At 73.9% G+C, this 22,120-nt stretch carries 20 protein-coding genes; 9 read left to right on the forward strand and 11 right to left on the reverse strand.

Features of this window, described 5'->3' with window-relative positions; all coding sequences use genetic code 11:
- Nucleotides 1-86: 86 nt before the first annotated feature.
- Genes mvk through MUN78_RS14080 form a run of 6 tightly spaced genes read left to right on the forward strand, consistent with a single transcriptional unit; the run spans nt 87 to nt 6,642 of the window.
- Nucleotides 87-1,100 carry a mevalonate kinase gene (gene mvk / locus MUN78_RS14055; RefSeq protein WP_244727234.1) on the forward strand — a complete coding sequence of 338 codons (1,014 nt, stop codon included), beginning with the start codon at nt 87-89 and terminating at the stop codon, nt 1,098-1,100.
- Nucleotides 1,097-2,089: a diphosphomevalonate decarboxylase gene (mvaD, locus tag MUN78_RS14060; protein WP_244727236.1), complete on the forward strand. Its 993-nt coding sequence runs from the start codon at nt 1,097-1,099 to the stop codon at nt 2,087-2,089. Before mvk ends, mvaD begins: the two co-directional genes overlap by 4 nt.
- Entirely contained in the window at nt 2,086-3,195 is a 1,110-nt protein-coding gene (locus MUN78_RS14065) for a phosphomevalonate kinase (RefSeq protein WP_244727237.1), read from the forward strand. Before mvaD ends, MUN78_RS14065 begins: the two co-directional genes overlap by 4 nt.
- On the forward strand, nt 3,185-4,375 hold the full coding sequence (gene fni / locus MUN78_RS14070; RefSeq protein WP_244727239.1) for a type 2 isopentenyl-diphosphate Delta-isomerase: 1,191 nt from the start codon (nt 3,185-3,187) through the stop codon (nt 4,373-4,375). The genes MUN78_RS14065 and fni overlap by 11 nt, the downstream gene beginning before the upstream one ends.
- A gap of 57 nt (nt 4,376-4,432) precedes the next feature.
- Nucleotides 4,433-5,500 (forward strand): hydroxymethylglutaryl-CoA reductase, encoded by a 1,068-nt coding sequence (locus tag MUN78_RS14075; protein ID WP_244727241.1) that lies wholly within the window; start codon nt 4,433-4,435, stop codon nt 5,498-5,500.
- Nucleotides 5,497-6,642, forward strand: coding sequence for a hydroxymethylglutaryl-CoA synthase (locus tag MUN78_RS14080; protein WP_244691638.1), 1,146 nt, complete (start codon nt 5,497-5,499; stop codon nt 6,640-6,642). Before MUN78_RS14075 ends, MUN78_RS14080 begins: the two co-directional genes overlap by 4 nt.
- A gap of 341 nt (nt 6,643-6,983) precedes the next feature.
- On the opposite strand, the gene MUN78_RS14085 is transcribed toward MUN78_RS14080, so the two are convergent.
- The 4 genes from MUN78_RS14085 to MUN78_RS14100 form a co-directional block, all read right to left on the reverse strand.
- Nucleotides 6,984-8,471, reverse strand: coding sequence for an MATE family efflux transporter (locus tag MUN78_RS14085; protein WP_244727243.1), 1,488 nt, complete (start codon nt 8,469-8,471; stop codon nt 6,984-6,986).
- A gap of 252 nt (nt 8,472-8,723) precedes the next feature.
- On the reverse strand, nt 8,724-9,170 hold the full coding sequence (locus MUN78_RS14090) for a MarR family winged helix-turn-helix transcriptional regulator (RefSeq protein WP_244691642.1): 447 nt from the start codon (nt 9,168-9,170) through the stop codon (nt 8,724-8,726).
- Nucleotides 9,171-9,195: 25 nt separating this feature from the next.
- The gene (locus MUN78_RS14095; protein ID WP_244727245.1) at nt 9,196-10,719 is read right to left on the reverse strand and encodes a sensor histidine kinase; all 1,524 of its coding nucleotides are present in this window, start codon (nt 10,717-10,719) and stop codon (nt 9,196-9,198) included.
- Nucleotides 10,716-11,444: a response regulator transcription factor gene (locus tag MUN78_RS14100; protein WP_283248401.1), complete on the reverse strand. Its 729-nt coding sequence runs from the start codon at nt 11,442-11,444 to the stop codon at nt 10,716-10,718. The genes MUN78_RS14095 and MUN78_RS14100 overlap by 4 nt, the downstream gene beginning before the upstream one ends.
- Before the next feature lie 136 nt (nt 11,445-11,580).
- Between MUN78_RS14100 and MUN78_RS14105 the strand changes: the two genes are divergently transcribed.
- Nucleotides 11,581-12,852: a DUF3500 domain-containing protein gene (locus MUN78_RS14105; RefSeq protein ID WP_244727247.1), complete on the forward strand. Its 1,272-nt coding sequence runs from the start codon at nt 11,581-11,583 to the stop codon at nt 12,850-12,852.
- Between the two features lie 115 nt (nt 12,853-12,967).
- On the opposite strand, the gene MUN78_RS14110 is transcribed toward MUN78_RS14105, so the two are convergent.
- The 6 genes from MUN78_RS14110 to MUN78_RS14135 all read right to left on the reverse strand — a co-directional run bounded on the left by MUN78_RS14110 (nt 12,968) and on the right by MUN78_RS14135 (nt 18,378).
- A complete protein-coding gene (locus MUN78_RS14110; protein WP_244727249.1) occupies nt 12,968-13,756 on the reverse strand; it encodes a hypothetical protein in 789 nt (262 codons plus the stop codon).
- A 134-nt stretch (nt 13,757-13,890) separates the two neighbouring features.
- A complete protein-coding gene (locus tag MUN78_RS14115) occupies nt 13,891-14,223 on the reverse strand; it encodes a thiamine-binding protein (RefSeq protein ID WP_244727251.1) in 333 nt (110 codons plus the stop codon).
- A 76-nt stretch (nt 14,224-14,299) separates the two neighbouring features.
- On the reverse strand, nt 14,300-15,736 hold the full coding sequence (locus tag MUN78_RS14120; RefSeq protein ID WP_244730109.1) for a DHA2 family efflux MFS transporter permease subunit: 1,437 nt from the start codon (nt 15,734-15,736) through the stop codon (nt 14,300-14,302).
- A gap of 103 nt (nt 15,737-15,839) precedes the next feature.
- The gene (locus MUN78_RS14125; RefSeq protein WP_244727253.1) at nt 15,840-16,319 is read right to left on the reverse strand and encodes a cytidine deaminase; all 480 of its coding nucleotides are present in this window, start codon (nt 16,317-16,319) and stop codon (nt 15,840-15,842) included.
- Between the two features lie 23 nt (nt 16,320-16,342).
- A complete protein-coding gene (locus tag MUN78_RS14130) occupies nt 16,343-17,473 on the reverse strand; it encodes an ABC transporter permease (protein ID WP_244727255.1) in 1,131 nt (376 codons plus the stop codon).
- Nucleotides 17,470-18,378: an ABC transporter ATP-binding protein gene (locus tag MUN78_RS14135; RefSeq protein ID WP_244727256.1), complete on the reverse strand. Its 909-nt coding sequence runs from the start codon at nt 18,376-18,378 to the stop codon at nt 17,470-17,472. Before MUN78_RS14135 ends, MUN78_RS14130 begins: the two co-directional genes overlap by 4 nt.
- A gap of 145 nt (nt 18,379-18,523) precedes the next feature.
- Here MUN78_RS14135 and MUN78_RS14140 point away from each other — a divergent pair, with 145 nt between their 5' ends.
- Together MUN78_RS14140 and MUN78_RS14145 are read left to right on the forward strand one after the other, a co-directional pair.
- Nucleotides 18,524-19,918, forward strand: coding sequence for a sensor histidine kinase (locus MUN78_RS14140; protein WP_244727258.1), 1,395 nt, complete (start codon nt 18,524-18,526; stop codon nt 19,916-19,918).
- Entirely contained in the window at nt 19,915-20,727 is an 813-nt protein-coding gene (locus MUN78_RS14145; RefSeq protein ID WP_244727260.1) for a response regulator, read from the forward strand. Before MUN78_RS14140 ends, MUN78_RS14145 begins: the two co-directional genes overlap by 4 nt.
- Nucleotides 20,728-20,929: 202 nt before the next feature.
- On the opposite strand, the gene MUN78_RS14150 is transcribed toward MUN78_RS14145, so the two are convergent.
- On the reverse strand, nt 20,930-21,937 hold the full coding sequence (locus MUN78_RS14150) for a LacI family DNA-binding transcriptional regulator (protein ID WP_244691738.1): 1,008 nt from the start codon (nt 21,935-21,937) through the stop codon (nt 20,930-20,932).
- Nucleotides 21,938-22,120: the final 183 nt, after the last annotated feature.

Below are 22,120 nucleotides of genomic sequence, written 5' to 3' on the forward strand. Positions count from 1 at the left end.
TGACGGGAAGAGGGACGGCGAGGTCCGGCCCTCTTTTCGTCTGCCCGCCCGGCATTCCGCGCGGGAGCCGAGCGAAACGGATCCGAATGAACCAGAGCCCTTCCACGAGCTCGCTCCCCGTCCAGGCCCCGGCCGCGCGCGCGGCGGCGGCACGGGTGGGAGGCCGCGGCACGGGGTCGGCGCACGCGAAGGCGATCCTCTTCGGGGAGCACGCCGTCGTGTACGGCGCGCCCGCCATCGCGATTCCCGTGGACAGCCTGAGCGCCGAGGCCGAGATCGTCCCCCTCGCCCCCGGCGCGGCGCCGGGGATCCTCCTCGAGAGCACCCTCTTCACCGGCGCGCTCGCGGACGCACCGCGGCGCCTCGCCCCCGTCCGCGCGGCGCTCGACGCCTCGCTCGCGCGCGCGGGGCTCGCGCTCCCCGCGGCGCGCGTGCGCATCAGCAGCACGATCCCCCACGAGCGCGGCCTCGGCTCGAGCGCCGCGGTCGCGGCGGCGATCGCCCGCGCCGCCTTCGACCTCGCCGGCGCCCCGCTCGACCGGGAGACGCTGTTCGAGCTGATCCAGACCTCCGAGCGGGTCGCGCACGGTTCGCCGAGCGGCATCGACGCGCGCACCGTCGCCGCGGAGGGCGCGATCCGCTTCGACCGCGGGGCGGTCGCCCCCGTGCGCATCGGCGCCCCGCTCATCCTCGCCTGTGCGGATTCCGGCACGCCGGGCTCGACGGCGCAGGCCGTCGGTTCCGTGCAGTGGCTGCGGAGGCAGCAGCCCGAGCGCACCGAGGCGCTGCTGTCGCGCCTCGCCGGGATCGCCGAGGGGGCCATCGCGGATCTCGCCGCGGGCGACCGCGCGGCCATCGGGGCGAGGATGCGGGAGGCCCACGGCATCCTCCGCAGCGTCGGCGTGAGCTCGCCGCGCCTCGACGCGCTGGTGGAGGCGGCGGTCGGGGCGGGCGCCGCGGGCGCGAAGCTCACCGGGGGCGGGCTGGGCGGCTGCGTGATCGCCGTCGCCGATTCCCCGGCCCACGCCGAGGAGCTCGGCGACGCGATGCGCGGCGCCGGCGCCGAGCGGAGCTGGACCGTGGAGGTCCCCGCCGCATGACCCCGACGCCCGGCACCGCCACCGCGCGCGCCTACCCGAACATCGCCCTCGTGAAGTACTGGGGCAAGCGCGACGAGGAGCTGATCCTGCCCGTCGCGGGCAGCCTCTCCCTCACTCTCGACGCCCTCCCCACGACGACGACCGTGCGTCTCGCCCCCGACGCCGAGGCCGACGCCTTCGCGCTCAACGACGCCCCGCAGACGGGTGAGGCCGCCGCGCGGGTGAGCCGCTTCCTCGATCGGGTGCGCGGGCTCGCCGGCTCGGGGGCCCGGGCCGTCGTGGACTCCCGCAACGAGGCGCCCACGGGCGCCGGACTCGCCTCCTCCGCCTCCGGCTTCGCGGCGCTCGCGACGGCCGCCGCCCGGGCGTACGGCCTGGAGCTCGCCCCGCGCGAGCTCAGCCGGCTCGCGCGTCGCGGCTCCGGTTCGGCCGCCCGCAGCATCGTGCCGGGAGTCGCCGTGTGGCACGCCGGCGATGACGATGCGGGCTCCTTCGCCGAGCCCGTGCCCGCCCCGGAGCTGCGGATGGTGATCGCGACCGTCGACACCGCGCAGAAGGCCGTGTCGAGCCGCGCCGCGATGCGCCGTACGGCGCTCACCTCGCCGTTCTTCCCCGCCTGGATCACCTCAACGGAGGAGTCGCTCGCCGCGATGCTGGAGGCCTGCGCGGCGGGCGACTTCACGCGCATCGGGCGGATCACCGAGGCGCACGCGATGCGGATGCACGCCGTGATCCAGTCCTGCGATCCTCCGATCCGCTACCTCGCGCCCGCGAGCGTCGCCCTGTTCGACCGCATCGCCGCGCTCCGCGGGGAGGGCCTCGAGGCCTACGGCACCGCCGACGCCGGTCCGAACGTGTGCGCGATCGTGCGCCCCGAGCAGGCCGAAGAGCTCGCCGACGAGCTGCGCGGGCTCGGCGGGCGCCTCGGCCTCGGGGCCGAGGCCGTGCGCGTGGTCGGCCCCGGTCCCGGCGCGGAGACGCTCGCATGATCGAGACGCGCGCCCCGGGCAAGCTCTACATCGCCGGCGAGTACGCCGTCGTCGACCCGGGCCAGCCCGCGGTCCTCGTCGCCGTGGACCGCTACATTACCGTCGGGCTCGCCGAGGGCTCCGAGCTCGGGCGGGTGCGCTCGAGCGCCTACGGCCGCTCGCCGCTCGTGTGGGTGCGGGACGACGCGAGCGACCGCATCGTCATCGAGCATCAGCCCACCGACTACGTGTTCGCCGCGATCGGCGCCGTCGAGCAGCTGCGCTCCGAGCTCGGGCTCGCCCCGCGCTACTACGATCTCGACATCGGCAGCGAGCTCGACGACGTGAGCGGGCGCAAGTTCGGCCTCGGCTCCTCCGCCGCCGTCACGACCGCCGTCGTCGCCGCGCTCGACGCCTTCTACGGCCTCGAGCTCACCCGCACCGAGCGCTTCAAGCTCGCCCTCCTCGCGACGATCGAGATCGCCCCCAAGGCCTCGGGCGGCGACCTCGCGGCGAGCGCCTTCGGCGGCTGGATCCGCTACTCCTCCCCCGACCGCGAGGCGCTGCGCCTGCACCGCTCCGTGCACGGGGTCGCGGCCACGCTGGCGGCATCCGGCGAGTGGGCGGGGTGCGGCGTGACGCGCCTGCCCGATCCCGACGGTCTGCAGTTCCTCGTCGGCTGGACCGGATCCCCCGCGTCGACCGAGCGGCTCGTCGACCAGGTGCGGCACCCCGGCGCGGGCCGCAGCCCGCGACCGTACCCCGAGTTCACGTCGGACAGCCGTGCCTGCGTCGACGCGCTCGTCGAGGCGTTCGAGCAGCCCGAACCCGCGGCGCAGTCCCGCGGCGCCCTGCCCACCATCCGCCGCGCGCGCCGCGTGCTGCAGCAGCTGAGCGCCTCCTCCGGGATCACGATCGAGACGGCGCAGCTGCGCACCCTGTGCGACGTCGCCGAGCGCCACGGCGCCGCCGGGAAGCCCTCGGGCGCCGGCGGCGGCGACTGCGGCATCGTGCTCGCCGACGCCGGGCTCGGCACGGCGCCGATCCTGCGCGAGTGGGAGGCGAACGACATCCGCCGCCTGAGCCTCGCGCCCCACGCCGCCACCGGGAGCATCGATGCCTGCTGACCTCACGCCCGCGCACGGGCTCGACGCCTCCCGCGCCGCCCGCAAGGACGAGCACGTCGCCCTCGCGCTCGCGCAGCAGCGCCGCGCCGCCGAGCCGGACGCCTCGGGCGCCGCGGGCCCGGGCGCCTCGCCCTTCGCCGAGCTCGACTTCGTGCACCACGCCCTCGCCGGCGTCGACCCCGAGCGGGTCGACCTCGGCACCACGATCGCGTTCGCCGCGGGACCGGGGCACGCCGCGGGCACCTGGCGCTGGGAGACCCCCTTCTACGTGAACGGGATGACCGGCGGCACGGAGCGGACGCGGCGCATCAACCGCGAGCTCGCGATCGCGGCCCGTGAGACGGGCCTCCCCCTGGCGTGCGGCTCCGTATCCGTCGCCCTCGACGAGCCGGAGACCGCGCCGGGCTTCACCGTGATCCGCGAGGAGAACCCCGACGGCTTCGTCATGGCGAACGTCGGCGTCGGCCGCCCCGCAGACGACGCGCGGCGCGCCGTCGAGCTGCTCGGCGCGAACGCGCTGCAGCTCCATGTGAACGCGGTCCAGGAGACCGCGATGCCCGAGGGCTCGCGCGACTTCTCCTCATGGCTGCGCTCCGTCGAGCGGCTCGCCGCGGCCTCCCCGGTGCCGGTGATCGTGAAGGAGGTCGGCTTCGGCCTCAGCCGCGGGACGCTCCGGCGCCTCGCCGAGATCGGGATCGGGATCGCCGACGTCAGCGGACGCGGCGGCACCGACTTCCTCGCGATCGAGAACGCGCGCCGGCCCGGCCGGGCCGGCGACCTGTCGATCCTCTCCGGCTTCGGCCAGTCGGCGCTCGCGTGCCTGCTCGAGGCCGGGGCCGCGTCCGGTCCCGCACCGGTGCTCCTCGCCTCGGGCGGGGTGCGCAGCCCCTTCGACGTGGTGAAGGCCCTCGCCGCCGGCGCCGCCGCCGTCGGCGTGGCCGGGGCGTTCCTCGCCGCCGTCGATCCGGAACGACCGGGCGGCGGCGCCGCCGCGCTCATCGCCCTCGTCGAGGACTGGCGCGACCGCACCCGCGCCGTCTACGCGCTGCTCGGCGCGCGCGAGCGCGGCGGGCTCCTGGCCACCGATCTCATCGTCCGCGGCGCGCTGCGCGAGTACTGCGAGGCCCGCGGCGTCGACGTCCGCGCGCTCGCCACGCGGTCGGAGCGAGCCGGCGCATGACGTCATCCCATCGCGCGGCCCCCGAGCAGGCCGCCGCCCAGACCCCCGGAGGACCCCGTGAGCACTCCCGACGCCGACGCGCGCGCAGCCGTCACCGAGATCCCGACCAGCTGGGTCGGCCCGATCCGCATCACCGGCGAGGCGGTGACGGGCGAGGTCTCCGTGCCGCTCGCCACCTACGAGACGCCGCTGTGGCCGTCGGTGGGCCGCGGAGCCCGCATCTCCCGCCGCGTCGAGGGCGGGATCCGCACCGTCGTCACCGGCGAGCGCATGACGCGCTCCGTGCTCTTCGTCGCCCCCGGCGCGGTCGCCGCGCAACGGGCCGCGCGGACCATCGAGGCGCGGCTCGGGGAGCTGCAGGAGCTCGTCGAGTCGGGCAGCCGCTTCGCCCGCCTCCTCGAGGCCCATCCCGAGATCGTGGGCAACCTCCTCTTCGTGCGCTTCGCCTTCTCCACGGGCGACGCCTCGGGGCACAACATGGTCACGAACGCCGCGGACGCACTCATGGAGCGCATCCTGTCGTGGGGCCTCGGCATCGACTACGGCTCGATCTCGGGCAACTACTGCTCCGACAAGAAGGCGACGGCCGTGAACGGGATCCTCGGGCGCGGCCGCAGCGTGGTCGCCGAGATCCTGATTCCGCACGAGATCGTCCGCGACGGGCTCCGCAGCGACGCGCAGCGCATCACCGAGATGGTCGTGCGCAAGAACCTGGTGGGCTCGACGATCGCCGGGGCGCTGCGCTCCGCCAACGCCCACTACGCGAACATGCTGCTCGCGTTCTACCTCGCGACGGGGCAGGACGCCGCGAACATCGTCGAGGGATCGCAGGGGATCACCTACGCGGAGCACCGGGAGGACGGGCTGTACTTCTCGTGCACGGTGCCCCACCTCATCGTCGGCACCGTCGGCAACGGCAAGCACCTCCCCCACATCGAGGAGGCGCTGACCCGCATCGGCTGCCGCGAGCCCCGCGAACCGGGCGAGAACTCGCGCCGCCTCGCCGAGCTCATGGCCGCGACGGTGCTCTGCGGCGAGCTCTCGCTCATCGCGGCGCAGACGAACCCCGGGGAACTCATGGCTGCGCACCTGCGCATCGAGCGGAAGGAGACGCCGAGCGCATGACCGCCATCGGCATTCACGATCTGGAACTCGCGAGCACGCATCACGTGCTCGACCTCGGCGTGCTCGCCGAGCACACGGGCGTCGATCCGGCGAAGTACCGGCTCGGGCTCGGGCAGGACGAGTTCAGCGTCCCCGCGCCCGACGAGGACATCGTCACGATGGGGGCGAGTGCGGCGCTCGCGCTGCTCGAGCGCACCGGCACCCGCGGCGTGCGCACGCTGCTCTTCGCCACCGAGTCGGGCATCGACCATTCGAAGGCGGCCGGGGTGTTCGTGCACCAGCTGCTCGGCCTGCCGCCGCAGGTGCGCGTCGCCGAGATCAAGCAGGCCTGCTACGGGGCCACCGCCGCGATCCAGGCGGCCGTGGGCATCGTGCAGCGGCACCCCGACGAGCGCGTGCTCGTCATCGCGAGCGACGTCGCCCGGTACGCGCTCGACTCGCCGGGCGAGCCCACCCAGGGCGCCGGCGCCGCCGCGATCCTCGTCTCCGCGGACCCCGCGCTCGTCGAGATCGAAGCCGCCTCCGGGCTCTTCTCGGAGAACGTGGACGACTTCTGGCGCCCGAACGACTCCTCCACGGCGATCGTCGACGGCAAGCTCTCCATCTCGGCCTACCTCGACGCCATGACGGGCGCGTGGGACGACCTCGTCGCGCACGGCGGCCCCGATATCGGGGCGATCGACCGGCTCGTCTACCACCAGCCGTACACGAAGATGGCGAAGAAGGCGCAGGCGCGCCTCGCCGAGCACACCGGCGCGGAGCTCGGGGAGGCGGGGCTCGCCGAGGGCGCCGTCTACAACCGCCGCATCGGCAACGCCTACACCGCGTCGCTCTACGCCGGCGTGGCCTCCGTGCTCGACCACGAGCCGGGCCTCGTCGGCAAGCGCCTCGGACTCTTCAGCTACGGCTCGGGCAGCGTGAGCGAGTTTCTCACGGGCGTCGTGCGGCCCGGCGCTGCCGGGCGGGACGACCGCTTCACCGCCGCGCTCGACGCCCGGGTGCCGCTCGACGTCGCGGCGTACCGGGAGCTGCATGCGCAGCAGCTGCCGAGCGCCGTCGACGTCGAGACGCCGCGCGTCACGGAGGCGCCCTTCCGCTTCGCCGGGATCCGCGGCGCGTCCCGCCGCTACGAGCGCCGCTAGATCTCGGCGCCGCCCTTCGCGCGCTCGCTTCCGCCCGCCCCCGCTCCTACCTCGCCCGTTCCCCGCGCTCTCGCCCTCGCCCGTTCCCCGCGCTCTCGCCCTCGCCCGTTCCCCGTCCCGCTCGCTCGGGGAAATCACGCATTCGGGGGTTTCGACCGGGGCGTTCCCCCACGTCGCGTCATTTCCTCGGGCTGCGAGGGGCGGGCGGTCTGCGAGGGGCGGGCGGGACCGACGGGCAGGTGGGCGGGCACCGACGGGCAGGTGGGCGGGCACCGAAGGGCCGCGGGCGCCGACGAGCCGCACCCGCGGACGGGCCAGCGGAGGCCGACGGACGACCGGGACTACTGCGCGGCGAGCGCCGCCTCGGCCCGCTCCTCCGAGCCCTGGGCGAGACCGCGTGCGATCGCTCGGCGGTACCCGGCGAGCAGCACGAGGCCCGCGAGCAGCACGGCGATCTCGCTGATCGTGAGCGCCCAGATGATGCCGCCCAGCCCGAACCACGCGTTCGCCGCGAAGACGACCGGGATGAACAGGGCGCCCTGCGCGAGCGACATCACGAGGCTCGGCACGGCGCGCCCGGTGGCCTGGAAGATCGTGGTGACGAGCCCGGCGAAGCCGTTGGCGATCATCGCGGCGAGCTGCGCGGCGATGATCGTCGCGCCGATGCCGAGCAGCGACGCATCCTGCGAGAAGAGCGCGAAGAGGGGCTCGCGGACGGCGAAGAGGAGCACTGCGAAGCCGAGCCCGAGCAGCCCCACGGCGATGGCCGAGGACCGTGCCGCGCGGCGCAGCCGATCCCGATCCCCCTTGCCGTAGGCGTAGGCGAGGAGCGGGAGCACGCCCATCGTCACGCCCATGATCAGGAACTCGGGCACCTGGGCGATCCGGACCGCCACGCCCATGGCGGCGAGCACTCCGGAGCCGTGGGCGGCCGCGAGGTGGTTCAGCACGAGGCTCGTGACGATCATGAAGCCCGATTCGAGCAGCACGCCCGTTCCGATCGCGAGCACCGGACCGACGATGCGCGGCGCCAGGGTGAACGCGCGCGGCGAGGCGTCCGCTTCGGCCCCGCTGCGCCGCAGCCACCGCAGCCAGTAGACGAGGCTGACGAGGTTCGCGAGCCCCATGGAGAGGGCGACGCCGCCCACGCCCCAGTGCAGCACGAGGATGAACAGCACGTCGAGGACGAGGCTCGCCGCCGTGGAGACGAGGAGGCCGGCCATCGCCTGCCGGGCGGCGCCCTGCGCGCGGACGATCTGCTCCATGCTGAAGGAGGCGGCCAGCACGGGGAGGAAGCCGAGCAGCACGCCGACGTACTCCGCGGTGGCGGCCGTGGCGGCGGCGTCCGCCCCGAGCCCCGCGACGAGCGGGCCCAGCAGGAGCAGGCCGAGCACGGCGAGGAGGGCGCCGGCGAGCGCGGCGCCCCACACGGAGAAGGAGGCCGCCCGGCGCACATCGGCCATACCGGAGGGATCGTGCTCGGCGGCGCCGAGCAGCCGCGAGACGAGCGCGCCGCCGCCGACACCGAAGAAGTTGCCGAGCGCGATGATGAGCCCGAGCACCGGCGTGCCGAGCGTGACGGCGGTGAGGAGCACGGTGCTGTGCTGCGCCCCGATGAACCCGGCGTTGACGACGTTGTAGAGCGCGCCGACCACGAGCGCCGCGGCCATGGGCACGCTCAGGTGCAGCAGCGCGCGCAGCATCGGGGCGGCCGACAGGATCCAGCGGTTGCGGTCGGCGGGCGAATCGGCGCCGGCGAGCGGCGGAGCGGTCTCGGACCGGGCCTCGGGCGCGATCCCGGACGCGGTGTCGGTGCGGTTCTCGGACATGGGGGTTCCTTTCGGGGCGGGCGGAGGGAGGCGTCCTCGTTCGGGCGCGCCGGAGCGCGCCGGGTGGCGCCGGGTCGATGCGCGGCGTCATCCGGCGTCCGGCGCGAGCCGGGCGCGGCGGGATCCGGGAGCCGGGGCGCGCCGGATCAGGGCAGAGGGTCGGAGCGCGCCGGATCGGAGCGCGCCGGATCGCGGCGCCTCAGATCGGGTCGCGGCGATCGGGCCGGACGACCGCTGGGGCGGCGGGAGGGGTCAGTCCCGTGCGGGGCGCGGGAGCTCTTCGGTGATCTTCTGGAGGAGGATGCGCAGGGCATCCTGCTCGCCCGCGGTGAGCGGGGCGAGCACGGCGCGTTCCACATCGGCGGCCGCGGTGTCGAATCCGGAGATGACGGCGATGCCCTCGGCGGTCGGATGGACGCGCTTGATGCGCGCATTGGCGGGGTCCGGCCGTCGTTCGATGTACCCGCGGCGCTCGAGCCCCTGCAGCAGGCTCGAGACGCTCGCGGGCGTCGTGCGGCTCGCCTCGGCGATATCGCGCTGGATCGCGCCGGGGTGCTGCACCAGATAGCCGAGCACGAACCCCTGCTCGTGGCTCAGATCGCGCGCACGCATCCACTCCTCGAGCGACTTGCGCTGGGCCCAGCCGATCCAGCGCATGAGGTCGAGGCTCGTGGTGAGCCGGGGTTCGGGTTCGGTCATAGTTAGAATTATGACTATTTGACCCCTAACTGTCAACTTGTTCGATCTCGCCGGCCCCGAGGAGCGGTAGCGCGACCTCGAAGGAGGTGCCGGCGGATCCGCTCGCGACGTCGATCCTCCCGCCGTGCTCCTGCACGATCGCGCTCGCGATGGCGAGGCCGAGCCCGGTGCTGCCCGCGTCGCGATTGCGCGCCGCGTCCCCGCGCGTGAATCGGTCGAACAGCCGCGGGAGCAGCTCGGGAGCGATCCCCGGCCCGTCGTCTGAGACGGATATGACGGCCTCGCCGCCGACGCGCGTCACCGCGGCCGTGACGCGCGTACCCGCCGGGGTGTGCCGTCCGGCGTTGCCGAGCAGATTGATGAGCACCTGGCGGATCCGCGGCGCGTCGCCGCGCACCTCGACGGGCTCGTCGACCTCGACGATCCACTCGTGATCGGGCATCGCCGCGTGGAGGTCGCTCACGGTCTCGATCGCGAGCATCGTCACGTCGACCGGTTCCCGGCGCAGCCGCTGGCCGGAGTCGAGGCGGGCGAGCAGCAGCAGATCCTCCACGAGCGCGCCCATGCGCTCGGCCTCCGACTCGATCCGTTCGAGGGAACGCGCCTGCGTGGCCGGCATCTCGAAAGTCTCGGCGTGCGCGAGCTGCGCGTAGCCGCGGATGGAGGCGAGCGGGGTGCGCAGCTCGTGGCTCGCGTCGGCGATGAAGGCGCGCAGTCGCTCCTCGCTCTCCTGCCGCGCACCGAGAGCCGTCTCGACATGATTCAGCAGCGTGTCGAGCGCCGCGCCCACGCGACCGACCTCGGTGCCGGGGTCCTCGGCGAGGCCGGCGCGCTCGGGCAGCGTCACAGCGCCAACCGCGAGCGGCCGCTGCGCGACCCGTTCCGCCGTGCCGGCGACGCGCCGCAGCGGGCGCAGCGCCGAGGTGACGAGCCACGCGATCCCGGCGCCGACGAGGATCAGGGCCGCGACGGCGACGACGACGAGGATGCCGCCGAGCGACGCGATCGTCGCCGTCGTGTCCCTGAGCGACGTGCCCGCGACGACCGTGCCGTCCGGCCCCGACTGCGCGGCGATGCGGAAGGATCCCGCCGTGCCGCCGAGATCGACGGTCGTCGGCTGCTCGGCACGGTCTGCCGACTCGGTGACGACCTCGAGCTGCGCAGCGGTGAGCGAGGCGACGGTGCCGTCGGGGCCGACGGTGCTCGCCCGCGTCGCCGTGCCGTCCGCGGCGATCACCACCTCCAGGGTGTCGAGCCGGAGCCGGGGAGCGGATCCCGCATCGGGGCCGCCCCCGCCGCCGGAACCGTCATCCGGCCCGGGATCGACGACGCCACCGCCCTCGCCCGCCCCGCCGCCCGGCGCATCGCGCGCCGGGCCGGCGAGGATCGCAAGCCCCATCCGCACCTCCTGGTCCAGGCGCTCGTACAGCGACGCGCGCAGCGCCAGCAGCGCCGCCCCGCCGGAGAGGATCAGCGTGACGAGCACGAGCGCGATGGTGCCGACGACGAGCCGACGGCTGAGCGGCCAGCTCCGCCCGAGGCCCGTCATCCGTCGGCCGGTCTGATCGTGTAGCCGACGCTGCGCACCGTGTGGATCAGCGCGGGGCCGAGCGTGTCGATCTTCTTGCGCAGGTAGGAGATATAGATCTCGACCACGCCCGACTTGCCGCCGAAGTCGTAGCTCCAGACGTTCTCGAGGATCTGCGGGCGGGTGAGCACCTGCCGCTGGTTCTGCATCAGGTACCGGAGCAGCTCGAACTCCTTCGCGGTGAGCTGGACGGGCACGCCGCCGCGCCGCACCTCGTAGCTGCGGTCGTCGAGGGTGAGGTCGCCGACCACGAGCGGGCCGTCCTCGCCCGTGACCCCCGCGTACCGGCGCGCCATGCCGCGCAGGCGCGCGACCACCTCCTGGAGATTGAACGGCTTCGTGACGTAGTCGTCGCCGCCGGCGGTGATCGCCTCGATGCGATCGTCGACGGCGTCCTTCGCCGTGAGGAACAGCACGGGCACGTCGTTGCCGGATCCGCGGAGCCGTCGCAGCACCTCGAGCCCGTCGATCCCGGGCATCATGACGTCCAGCACCACGACGTCCGGGCCCGTCTCCCTGATGGCGTTGAGCGCCTCCTGCCCGTTCGCCGCGCTCTCGACCCGCCACCCCTCCGCCTGCAGCGCCATGACGAGCAGCTCGGTGAGATTGCGCTCGTCATCGACGACGACGGCGCGGATGGGCGATCCGTCGATGCGGGTGATCTGCGGCGGAGTGGCGTGCGGCATGCCCCCAGTCTCGCCGATCGCGACCGCCCGCGCAGCCGATCCGGGTCGCCCATACCGAGTTCTTGCCCGATGCATATCGAGCATGAATGTTCCGGCGCTGTCCTGGAACTCCCTCATCCCCAGCGAAGGAGTCCTCATGCCCTCCCCCTCAGCGCGCACGCGCACCGTCGCCGCCGCCGCATCCCTCCTCGTCACCGGAATGCTGCTGACCGGCTGCGCCGTCGGCACCCAGGTCGCCACCGGATCCACCGCACCGACCGCCGCATCATCCACCGACGCGACGGCAGCCTCAGCCGCGAGCGCCGCGAGCGATGCGACGACCACGAGCGAGACGATCGCGGAGACCACCGCGGCGGCGGAGGCGTTCCTCGCCACGCTGACCGACGAGCAGCGCGATGCCGTGCTCTACGACTACGACGACGAGACCAAGACGACCTCGTGGTCGAACTTCCCCATCACCTTCGTCGAGCGCGCCGGTCTCAACCTGAACGACCTGAGCGAGGCGCAGCGCGCCGCGGCGATGGAGGTGCTGGCCTCGCTCCTCAGCGAGGAGGCCTACGAGACCGTGACCGGCATCATGGGCGGCGACGCGTATCTGCTCGAGCACTCGAGCAGCACCGAGACCTCCCTCGGCCAGTACACCATCGCGCTCTTCGGCGACGCCTCGGAGACCGAGGCGTACGAGGTGCAGTTCGGCGGGCACCATCTCGGCATCAACGCCACGCTCGACGGCGCGGCGGGCGAGATCACCTTCGCGCCGACGCATCTCGGCGTGCAGCCCGCCGTCTATACGGACGCGGAGGGCACGGAGGTGCAGCCCTTCGACGGCATCTACACCGACGCCTTCGCCTTCTTCGACAGCCTCACGACGGAGCAGCAGGCGACCCTCGCCTCGGGCGCAGTGAGCATGTGCGCCCCCGGGGACACCTGCGACTTCGCGACCGGGACGGGGCTCACCGGCGCCGAGCTCACCGAGGCGCAGCGCGAGCTGCTCCTCGAACTCATCGCGAACTGGGCGGGCATGGCCGACGCGGAGACGACGGAGGCGGCACTCGCGAAGATCGAGGCGACGCTCGACGACACGGTGATCGCCTGGTCGGGCGAGACCGTCTACGACATGAGCCAGGGCGACGGGATCTCCTTCTCCATCTCGGGGCCGAACGTCTACGTGGCGCTCCAGGCGCAGCAGGGCTCCGCCGGCGCCGACGTCTCGGGTGTCTCGACCTCCGGGTGGGGGCACGTGCACACGATCTACCGCGACCCGACGAACGACTACGCGAACAGCGTCGAGCAGCAGGCCGCGACGGGCATGGGCGGCGGTGCCGCGGGCGGCGCACCGGGCGGCGGAGCCCCGGCGGACGGCGGGATGCCCGAGGGTGGGCCGGAGGGCGACGACGCGGCGGCGTGACGCGCGGGCGGGGGCCCTCCCCGGTTCCTCCCCGCCGCCCCGCAGGCGGGGGTGGTGGCAGGCCGCGGCTTGCGCGGGGCGCTGCGGGGCACGCGCCCCGCTCCGGCCGCGGTGCCTACTCCGCCCCGTCGAGCAGCTCGGACAGCTGGTTCGGCGCCGCGCCCGACGCCTCCGCGAGTTCCGAGAAGCGGGCGTCGGACTCGGCGTTCCCCAGCTCGCCGGCGTCGGTGAAGAGGGAACGGTACTCCGAACCGCCGCCGGTCGCCTCGACCGACTGCACGCGGATGAGCCAGCACGTCATCTCGAATGTGGCCCCGTCGGCGACCTCCCATGCGATCGCGAGCGCGCCCATGCAGGAGTCGTTCGCCGTGAGCACCTCGTCGGTCGACGCGTCGTCGTCCTGGAGCAGGGCCAGCTCGAAGAGGTCGGCCATCGAGTGCGTGGGCGAGACGCTCGCGCCGTTCGAGAGGAACTCGTCGGCGAGCTCGCGGTGCTCCGGGCAGAGGAAGCGCGCCGCGAGCCAGGTCATGGCCGGATCCTCGAGTTCCGACGTTCCCGCGGCCGCGTCGGCGCGCACGCAGGCGTCCTCGCCCATGCCGACGATGGTCTCGCGAAGCGCAGGGTCCGCCTGGTCCCAGGGCACCGGCTCGATCGACGCCCATGACGAGCTCGGATCGACGCTCGCGACCATGGGGATCATCAGCATCGTGTTGTCGAAGAACTGCTGCTGCGCGCGCGCATCGGTGGTCGCATCCGGGGCGGAGGGCTCCGCCGGCGACTCGGCGGAGGGCGTTCCCGAAATGAAGCTCGGGATCAGCCCGCAACCGCTCAGCAGCGAGGTCGCGGCGATCGCCGCGCCCGCCGCCGCAGCCGACCGCGCGTACCTGGAACGTCTTGCCGCCACGAATCTCCCCCATCTCCCGCGGTCATCGCCCGGGATCCGCGGGATCTCCACGCTACCGCACGCGCCGCCCCGCAGGAGGGACGGCAGCCCCGCCCCGCCGATCACTCCCTGCGCCCCGCCGAGGGCGCGCTGCGCTATGCCGAGGGCGCGCCGATCGCGCGCTCGAGACGATCCAGCTTCCCGTCGAGCTCGCCCGCGAACCCCGGACGGATGTCGGCTTTCAGCACGAGCGACACCCGCGATCCGAAAGGCGCCACAGCCTCCGTCGCGCGCTTCACCACGTCGAAGACCTCGTCCCACTCCCCCTCGATCTCCGTGAACATCGACGAGGTGCGGTGCGGCAGCCCCGACGCGCGGACGACGCGCACCGCCTCGGCGACGGCCGCGGAGACGGACCCGTCCGCGGGGAGCCGGGCCTCCGCGTCGGCCGGGGCGCCGCTCGGGGCGACGGAGAATGCGACGATCATACGAGTTCCTCCCGGGGTCGGCGCCAGCCTATCGTGCCGGCCGGCGGCGCGGGCGCGTCCGGCCGGCCCCTCGGGATCACTCCGCGACGACCCGCACCCGGTCGGTGACCGGCGGCTTCGGCGCGAAGCGCAGCGTCACGAGCGCCCCCACCGCGATGACGACCGCGGGCAGGAGCATCGACTGGGCCATCGCGTCGGCGAAGCCCTGCCGCAAGGGCTCGGGCACCTGGCCGCCACCCGCACCCATCCCGCCGGCGGCCGAGGCGGAGGCGCCGAGCTCCGCGGTCAGCCGGGCCTGCATGAGCGCGGCCATCGCCGCCGCCCCGAGCACGGCGCCGATCTGGCGGCTGGTGTTGTACACGCCCGACCCGGCCCCCGCGAGCTCGGGCGGCAGCCCGAAGGTCGTGATCGAGGCGAGCGGCCCCCACATGAACGCGTTCGCGAGGCCGAGGATCGCCGAGGGCACGAGGAGCCAGAGGATCGGCACCTCCGGGCTCATCATCGCCCGGTACACGAGGAGCCCGACCGCGAGCAGCGCGAGCGCGAGCGTCGCCAGGCGGCGCGTGTCCCGGGAATCGATGAGCCGCCCGATGGGCCGGGCGAGCCCCATGGAGACGACCGCCATGGGCACGAGCATGAGCGCCGACTGAGTCGGGGTGAGGCCGCGCACGCTCTGGAAGTAGAACATGAGCGGCAGGCTCATCGCGGTGACGGTGACGCCGACCGTCACGATGGCGGCCGTGCCGACCGAGAAGTTGCGGTCGCGGAAGATGGCGAGCGGCATGAGCGGTTCGCCGCGCTGCGCATGCTGCCACCACACGAAGAGGCCGAGCACGAGCGCGCCTGCGACGATGAGGCCCCAGACCGTCACGGGGCCCCAGATGACGCCCCAGGCGAAGGACTCCCCCTCCTGGATCCCGAACACCAGGAGGAACATGCCGACCGCGCTGAGCAGCACCCCGAACCAGTCGAGGCGGTGCGCGTGCGTCGGCAGCTTCGGGACGAAGCGCAGCGCGAGCACGAAGCCGATGACCCCGACGGGCGCGTTGATGAAGAAGATCCACTCCCAGCCCCACGCGTCGAGCAGGAAGCCGCCGAGGATGGGGCCGACGAGCGTCGCGACGCCCGCGGTCACGCCCCAGACCGCCATCGCCGAACCGCGCTCCCGCGGCTTGAAGATCCGCGTGATCACGGCCATGGTCTGCGGCGTCATCATCGCGGCCCCGAGCCCCTGCAGCACGCGCGCCGCGATGAGCATCTCGATGCCGTTCGCCAGCCCGCAGGCGAGGGAGGACACCGTGAAGAGCGCGAGCCCCGAGAGGTACAGACGGCGCGGGCCGAAGCGGTCGCCGAGGCGCCCCGTGATGAGCAGCGGCACCGCGTAGGCGAGCAGGTACGCGCTCGTCGCCCACAGCGTCGCCGTCATCGTCGTGTCGAGGCCGCGCATGATCGACGGGTTCGCGACCGACACGATCGTGGTGTCCACGAGGATCATGAAGAAGCCGAGCACCATCGACCAGAGCGCGGGCCAGGGGCGGATCGGGCTTGCGGTCTGGGGGTCCGGCGTCTCGTCGCTGCTCACGCGGAAAGCCTACTCCGGGCCGCCGACGCCGCCGTCAGGCGAGGTTCGCGGGCCCGAAGCTCTCGGGCAGCATCTCCTCGATCGTGCGCAGGCCCGCAGGCGTGTTGAGCCGCATGCCCGGCGCCGCGGCCTCGCGGAGCAGCTGCCGGCAGCGACCGCAGGGCGTGATCGTCTCGCCCGCCCCGTTCACGCAGTCGAAGGCGAGCAGGCGGGGCGATCCCGGATCCGCGCCGCCCGCCTCACGGGCGGCCGCCTCCGGGCTGGCCGATCCGCCGCCCAGATGCAGCTGGCCGACCAGGACGCACTCCGCGCAGAGCGTCACGCCGTAGCTCGCGTTCTCGACGTTGCAGCCGGAGATCACCCGGCCGTCGTCGACGAGCGCCGCGCAGCCGACGGCGTACCCCGAGTAGGGCGCGTAGGCGCGGCGGGCTGCGGCGAGCGCCGCCCGCCGCAGCCCGGCCCAGTCGATCTCGGGCGGCGTCCCCGCCCCGTCCTGCGTCCCCGCGATGCTCATGCCGCAAGCGTAGCCGCGGCGCGTCAGCCGCGGATCGCGTCGGCGAGCTTCACGCGGCCCCCGGTGCGCAGGATCGAGTGCTCGTAGATCCGCGCCCCGATCCAGAGCACGATCGCGATGGCGACCACCAGGATCCCGAGCGAGAGCACGGGCTCCCACCACTCGGCCGTGCCGAGGTAGAGCCGCATCGGCATGCCGACCGGGGCCGAGAAGGGGATGTAGCTCATGATCGCGAGGGCCTGCGGGTTGTCGTTGAACACGATGATGGCGATGTAGGGGATCATGACGAGCCACATCACCGGGCTCACCGCCGAGGCGACGTCCTCCTGCCGCGAGACGAGGGTCGCGAGCGCGGCGTAGAGGGCGGCGAGCAGCACGAAGCCGAAGGCGAAGAGGATGCCGAACCAGATGAGCGCCGTGCCGAGCTCCCCGAGCAGGATGTCCTGACCGGTCGCGAGCATGCCGACCGAGGCGAGCGCGGCGATGGCGACGACCTGCGCGAGGGCGAGGATCGAGTTGCCGAGGATCTTGCCCGCGAGCATGGTGCGGGCGGAGACGGTGGCGAGCAGGATCTCCACGATGCGGGTCTGCTTCTCCTCGACGACGCTCTGCGCGATGGTGGTGCCGAAGGTGATCGCGCTCATCATGAACACGATGCCGAAGGCGATCGCGATGAGGTAGGCGAGGAAGGGATTGTCGGTGGTGGGAGCGAGGAGCTCCACCGTCGGCGCGGCCGAGAGCGCCTGCACGACGTCGGCCGGAGCGCTGTCGAGCGCGAGCACGGTCACGCCGAGGGGCGAGTCGCCGCCCGCGACGACGGCCGCATCGACCGAGCCGTCGCGCACGAGCTCCTCGGCCGCCGCGGCCCCGTCGGCGCCGACGACGTCGAGGCCGGCGCCCTCGAGGCCCGCGGCGGCGGCGCCGTCGAGGGCGCCGCTCGCGACGGCCACGCGGGTGGCGTCGCCGAAGCCGCCGGTCTTCGCCATGATGCCGCTGAACACCACGGAGCCGAGCACGAGCAGGAGCAGCACGCCGGTGGAGACGAGGAAGGCCTTGCTGCGCAGCTTCGTGGTGATCTCGCGCTCGGCGACGAGCCAGGCGCCCTGGGCGCCGCTCAGCGGCCGGGCGGCGCTCGCGGTCTGCTGACGGGTCATCGGACGACCTCCTTGAAGATCTGGGCGAGGGTGGGGGTGACGGGCGCGAAGCGGCGGACGTGGCTGAGCGCGGGATCGCCGCCGTTCACGGCCCGGGTGAGCACGGACTGCGCGCTCGCGTCCGTGTCGGCCTCGAATCGGGCGTAGCCGCCGTCGAGGTGGACGACCTCGACGCCCGGCTGCTCGCGCACCCAGCCGGCGTCGGCCCCGGCGCCCGCGAGCTCGATCTCGTAGCTGCGCCCCGCGTGCGCGGCGCGCAGCTCCTCGCGCGAGCCCTGGGCGAGGATCCTGCCGCCGCCGATCACCACGACGTCGTCGCAGAGCCGCTCGACGATGTCGAGCTGGTGGGAGGAGAAGAGGACGGGGGCGCCCTGCGCCGCGAAGTCCCTGAGCACTCCGAGCACGACCTCCACCGCCATGGGGTCGAGGCCGGAGAAGGGCTCGTCGAGCACGAGCGCCGTCGGCTCGTGGACGAGCGCCGCGGCGATCTGGGCCCGCTGCTGGTTGCCGAGGGAGAGGCTCTCGAGCGGGTCGTTCGCGCGCTCGCCGAGGCCCAGGCGCTCCACGAGCCCGGAGGCCGAGGCCTTCGCGGCCGACGCGCTCATGCCGTGCAGCCGGCCGAGGTAGACGAGCTGCTCGAGCACCTTCATCTTGGGGTAGAGGCCCCGCTCCTCGGGCATATAGCCGAAGCGGGCGCGGTCGCCCGGCGTGAGCGGAGCGCCGTCCAGCGACACCGTGCCGGCGTCGGCCGCGAGCACCCCCAGGATGATGCGCATGGTCGTGGTCTTGCCCGCGCCGTTGCCGCCCACGAAGCCCGTCATCCGCCCGCCGGCGACGCGGAAGCTCACCTCGTCGAGCACCCGCCGCTCGCCGAAGCTGCGGGAGATGCCTGCGATCTCGATCATCTCGGTCCTTTCGTCGTGGTTCCAGCCTGGCAGCGGCCGTGCGGCCGCGCCTCCCCCGTGCGGCGGAACGTCGCGGACCGTGCGCGCCGCCGTCCTCCCCCGCACGGCTGAGGCGCGGCATTCGCCGGTCGCCTAGCCTGGAGGCATGTCCGCCCCCCACGACCCCGCGAGCTGGACGCGCCCGCCCGTGGGCCGCGCCGGCCTCCGCGCCGACCTCGGGCTCGCGCTGCTGCTCGCCTTCGCATCGCTCACGACGGCGCTGCTCTACGCGCGCACCGGCATGTACCCCGACCCCGCCGAGCCGTGGGTCTGGGTGCTCGGCCTCGGGCTCGCGACGCTGCCGCTCGCCGTGCGGCGGCGGTATCCGGTGCCGGTGGCGATCGTCGTCGCCGCAGGCTTCTTCGTCTGCGGGCAGTTCGGCGTGCCAGAGGTGCTCATCATCAACATCACGCTGTTCTGCGCGCTCTACACGGTGGGCGCATGGGAACGGCGGCGAACGCTCGCGGTCTGGGCGCGGCTCGGGATCGGCGCAGCCATGATCGGCTGGCTCGTCGTCTCCCTCATCGTCGCCTCCTCCTCGGACGATGTCATCCCCGGCGTGTCGCGCTCGGGAATCTTCTCGGCCTACGCGACGTACGCCGTGATCCAGATCATCACGAACCTCCTCTACTTCGGCGGCGCCTTCCTCTTCGGCGAGCGCTCCTGGCGCGCGGCCCGCACGCAGGCGCGGCTGGAGGCGCAGGGCCGCGAGCTCGAGCTCGAGCGGCAGACGAGCGCGGCGCAGGCGGTCGCGCTCGACCGCCTCGCGATCGCCCGCGAACTGCACGACGTCGTGGCGCACCACGTCTCCGTCATGGGCATCCAGGCCGCCGCCGCCCGGCGGCTACTGGAGCGCGACCCCGACCGCGCGGCCGCCGCCCTCGAGGTCGTGGAGACGAGCGCGGGCGACGCCGTGACGGAGCTGCGCCGCCTCGTCGGCACGCTCCGCACGCCCGAGCGGGAGGGCGATGCGCCGACCACGGTGGGGGTGGCCCAGCTCCCGGCGCTCGTCGCGGAGGCGCAGAGCGTCGGCACCCCGACGACGCTCATCGTCGCGGGAACGCCGCGGCCGCTCCCCATGCTCGTCGACGTGGCGCTGTACCGCGTGGTCCAGGAGGCGCTCACGAACGTCCGCAAGCACGCCGGACGAGGCGCGATCGCGGAAGTCCGGCTGCGCTTCGGGAGCACGACGGTCGAGGTCGAGGTGACCGACGACGGGGTGCGGCAGGGGCTCGGCGCGCGCGAGCCGGGCTCGGGACTCGGCCTCCGCGGCATGCGCGAGCGGATCGGCGCCGTCGGCGGCACGGTCGCCGCCGCGCGCCGCGAACGCGGCGGGTTCCTCGTACGGGCCGCGGTGCCGACATCGGCGGCGGCCGATCCCGCGCCGGCGGGCCTCGCCACCGGGGCCGCGACCGCGGCGCCGCCCGCTGCCGCTCGGACCGAGACCACCGCCCGCTCCACCGCCACCGCCACCGCCACCGCCACCGAAAGGCCCGCATGATCCGCGTCCTCGTCGTCGACGATCAGGAGCTCGTCCGCTCCGGCTTCCGCATCATCCTCGAGTCGGAGCCCGACATCGAGGTGGTCGGCGAGGCGGCCGACGGCGCCGCGGCGGTCGCGCTGGCCCGGCGCCTCTCCCCCGACGTCATCTGCATGGATGTCGAGATGCCCGGGCTCGACGGCATCGAGGCCTCCCGGAGCATCATGAGCGCCGCGGCGGGGGCCGGGGAGGGGACCGCGCCCGCGATCCTCGTGCTCACGACCTTCGGGCACGAGCGCTACCTCTTCGACGCGCTCGCGGCGGGCGTGAGCGGATTCCTGCTGAAGAGCTCGCGCGCCGAGCAGCTGATCGAGGCGGTGCGCGCGCTCGCGGACGGCCAGGCGCTCCTCGGCCCGGATGTGACGCGCGCCGTGATCGCCCGGGTCTCCGAGGATCGCGCCGAGCGCAGCGGCGGTGCGGACGGCAGCGATGCGGGGCGCGAGGGCTCCGCCGCCGCGGAACCGGTCACGGGCTCGGCGCGAGCGGGCGCGGAGGATGCGCAGGGTACCGATACGGCGGGCACCGATGCGCCGGGCGCCGATGCCGGGGGCGGCGATCCGCTGGGCCGGGCGATGGCGGCGGCCGGCCTCACCGAGCGCGAGCGCGAGGTGCTCCGCCTCGTCGCCGAGGGCCGCTCGAACGGCGAGATCGCCGCGGCGCTCTTCCTCGGGGAGGCCACCGTCAAGACCCACGTCTCCAACACGCTGCAGAAGCTCGGGGTGCGCGACCGCATCCAGGCGGTCGTCTGGGCGCACACCCGGGAGGGGTGACGGCGGCGCGGAAGGACGCGCTCCGGCGGCGGCGCTCCTCGTCCCCGATCGGGGTGTCGCCTGGCGTCGCGCCGAACCTGCGCTTCGTGCAGGGGGGACGGGCGACACGCGCAAACTCGTCTTCACGACCGGCCGCGGAACCGGCCACCACCGCACCCCGAACGCGCCGTTCCGTGAACTCCGCGCTCCCGTTCTCCCGCGCTCAGCCCCCGGTCGAGGCCCGCACGACGAGCTCGGGGGTGAACACGATCTGCTCGTGCGCCGACGCGGAGCCGGCATCCGCCTCCCGCAGCAGCAGCTCGACGGCCGTGCTGCCGATCTCGATGGCCGGCTGCCGCACCGAGCTGATCGGCACGACGGCCGCGCTCGCGAAGTCGATGTCGTCGTAGCCGATGAGCGCGATGTCCTCGGGCACCCGGAGCGATCCGGTCATGACGAGCGCCTGGAGCACGCCCATCGCGAGCAGGTCGTTCGCGGCGAAGACGGCGTCGGGGCGTTCCGACGCCGGCATGCCGGCGATCCGCTCGCCGATGCGGCGCCCCTCGAGCACGCTGAGCGCCTGCGTCGGGAACACCTCGAGCGTCGCGTCGGGCCGCGCCGCGACGGCGGACCGCGCGCCGTTGAGGCGGTCGGCGACCTGCTGGATGTCGACCGGCCCGCCGACGAAGGCGATGCGGCGCCGACCGCGGTCGAGCAGATGCGCCGCGGCGATCCGGCCGCCCTCGACGTCATCGACGGAGACGGAGGAGAAGGAACGGTCGCTCGATCCGCGGTCGACGAGGACCACCGGGGTGCCCGCCTCGCGCAGCCGCCACAGCCCCGTGAGGTCGGCCTGCACCGGCGTGATGAGCACGCCGGCGACGCGGTGCTGCTCGAACATCTCGAGCATGGCGCGCTCGCGCGCCGCCGAGTCGTCGCTCGCCCCGAGCAGCACGGTGTAGCCGTCGTCGACCGCACGGTGCTGCGCACCGTGGGCGACGTCCATGAAGAAGGGGTTGCGCGTGTCGAGCACGACGAGGCCGAAACTGCGGCTGCGGCCCGCCCGCAGCTGCCGCGCCGCGTCGTTGCGCACGAAGCCGAGGCGCTCGATCGCCTCCGCGACGCGCTCGACGGTCGCCGGTGCCACGACCTCCGGGCGGTTCAGCACGTTCGAGACGGTGCCCACGGAGACGCCGGCGGCACGGGCGACGTCCCGGATACTCACGGCCATCTCGCGTCCCCTTCGCTCTCCGCGCGACAGGCTCCCGCGGCTGGTGCCCCGAGTCTAGCGAGACTTTCACGAAATTGAAACGCTTCAATAACATTTCGGCGACGGCCGAAACCCCGCCTTGACTCACGTGAAACAATCGTGCTTAAATCCTCGATGACCGAGGTTGAAACGATTCATTTCACC

Source organism: Leucobacter allii (assembly GCF_022919155.1).
Classification (GTDB): domain Bacteria; phylum Actinomycetota; class Actinomycetes; order Actinomycetales; family Microbacteriaceae; genus Leucobacter; species Leucobacter allii.

Excerpts from the sequence above, each read along its gene's own strand:
- MUN78_RS14135 (WP_244727256.1), bottom strand. The coding sequence starts at position 18,378 with ATGATCGAGATCGCAGGCATCTCCCGCAGCTTCGGCGAGCGGCGGGTG.
- MUN78_RS14115 (WP_244727251.1), bottom strand. The coding sequence starts at position 14,223 with ATGATCGTCGCATTCTCCGTCGCCCCGAGCGGCGCCCCGGCCGACGCG.
- MUN78_RS14150 (WP_244691738.1), bottom strand. The coding sequence starts at position 21,937 with ATGGCCGTGAGTATCCGGGACGTCGCCCGTGCCGCCGGCGTCTCCGTG.
- MUN78_RS14145 (WP_244727260.1), top strand. The coding sequence starts at position 19,915 with ATGATCCGCGTCCTCGTCGTCGACGATCAGGAGCTCGTCCGCTCCGGC.
- MUN78_RS14130 (WP_244727255.1), bottom strand. The coding sequence starts at position 17,473 with ATGACCCGTCAGCAGACCGCGAGCGCCGCCCGGCCGCTGAGCGGCGCC.
- MUN78_RS14105 (WP_244727247.1), top strand. The coding sequence starts at position 11,581 with ATGCCCTCCCCCTCAGCGCGCACGCGCACCGTCGCCGCCGCCGCATCC.
- MUN78_RS14095 (WP_244727245.1), bottom strand. The coding sequence starts at position 10,719 with ATGACGGGCCTCGGGCGGAGCTGGCCGCTCAGCCGTCGGCTCGTCGTC.
- mvk (WP_244727234.1), top strand. The coding sequence starts at position 87 with ATGAACCAGAGCCCTTCCACGAGCTCGCTCCCCGTCCAGGCCCCGGCC.
- fni (WP_244727239.1), top strand. The coding sequence starts at position 3,185 with ATGCCTGCTGACCTCACGCCCGCGCACGGGCTCGACGCCTCCCGCGCC.
- MUN78_RS14100 (WP_283248401.1), bottom strand. The coding sequence starts at position 11,444 with ATGCCGCACGCCACTCCGCCGCAGATCACCCGCATCGACGGATCGCCC.
- MUN78_RS14120 (WP_244730109.1), bottom strand. The coding sequence starts at position 15,736 with ATGGTGCTCGGCTTCTTCATGATCCTCGTGGACACCACGATCGTGTCG.
- MUN78_RS14090 (WP_244691642.1), bottom strand. The coding sequence starts at position 9,170 with ATGACCGAACCCGAACCCCGGCTCACCACGAGCCTCGACCTCATGCGC.
- MUN78_RS14140 (WP_244727258.1), top strand. The coding sequence starts at position 18,524 with ATGTCCGCCCCCCACGACCCCGCGAGCTGGACGCGCCCGCCCGTGGGC.
- MUN78_RS14085 (WP_244727243.1), bottom strand. The coding sequence starts at position 8,471 with ATGTCCGAGAACCGCACCGACACCGCGTCCGGGATCGCGCCCGAGGCC.
- mvaD (WP_244727236.1), top strand. The coding sequence starts at position 1,097 with ATGACCCCGACGCCCGGCACCGCCACCGCGCGCGCCTACCCGAACATC.
- MUN78_RS14065 (WP_244727237.1), top strand. The coding sequence starts at position 2,086 with ATGATCGAGACGCGCGCCCCGGGCAAGCTCTACATCGCCGGCGAGTAC.
- MUN78_RS14125 (WP_244727253.1), bottom strand. The coding sequence starts at position 16,319 with ATGAGCATCGCGGGGACGCAGGACGGGGCGGGGACGCCGCCCGAGATC.
- MUN78_RS14080 (WP_244691638.1), top strand. The coding sequence starts at position 5,497 with ATGACCGCCATCGGCATTCACGATCTGGAACTCGCGAGCACGCATCAC.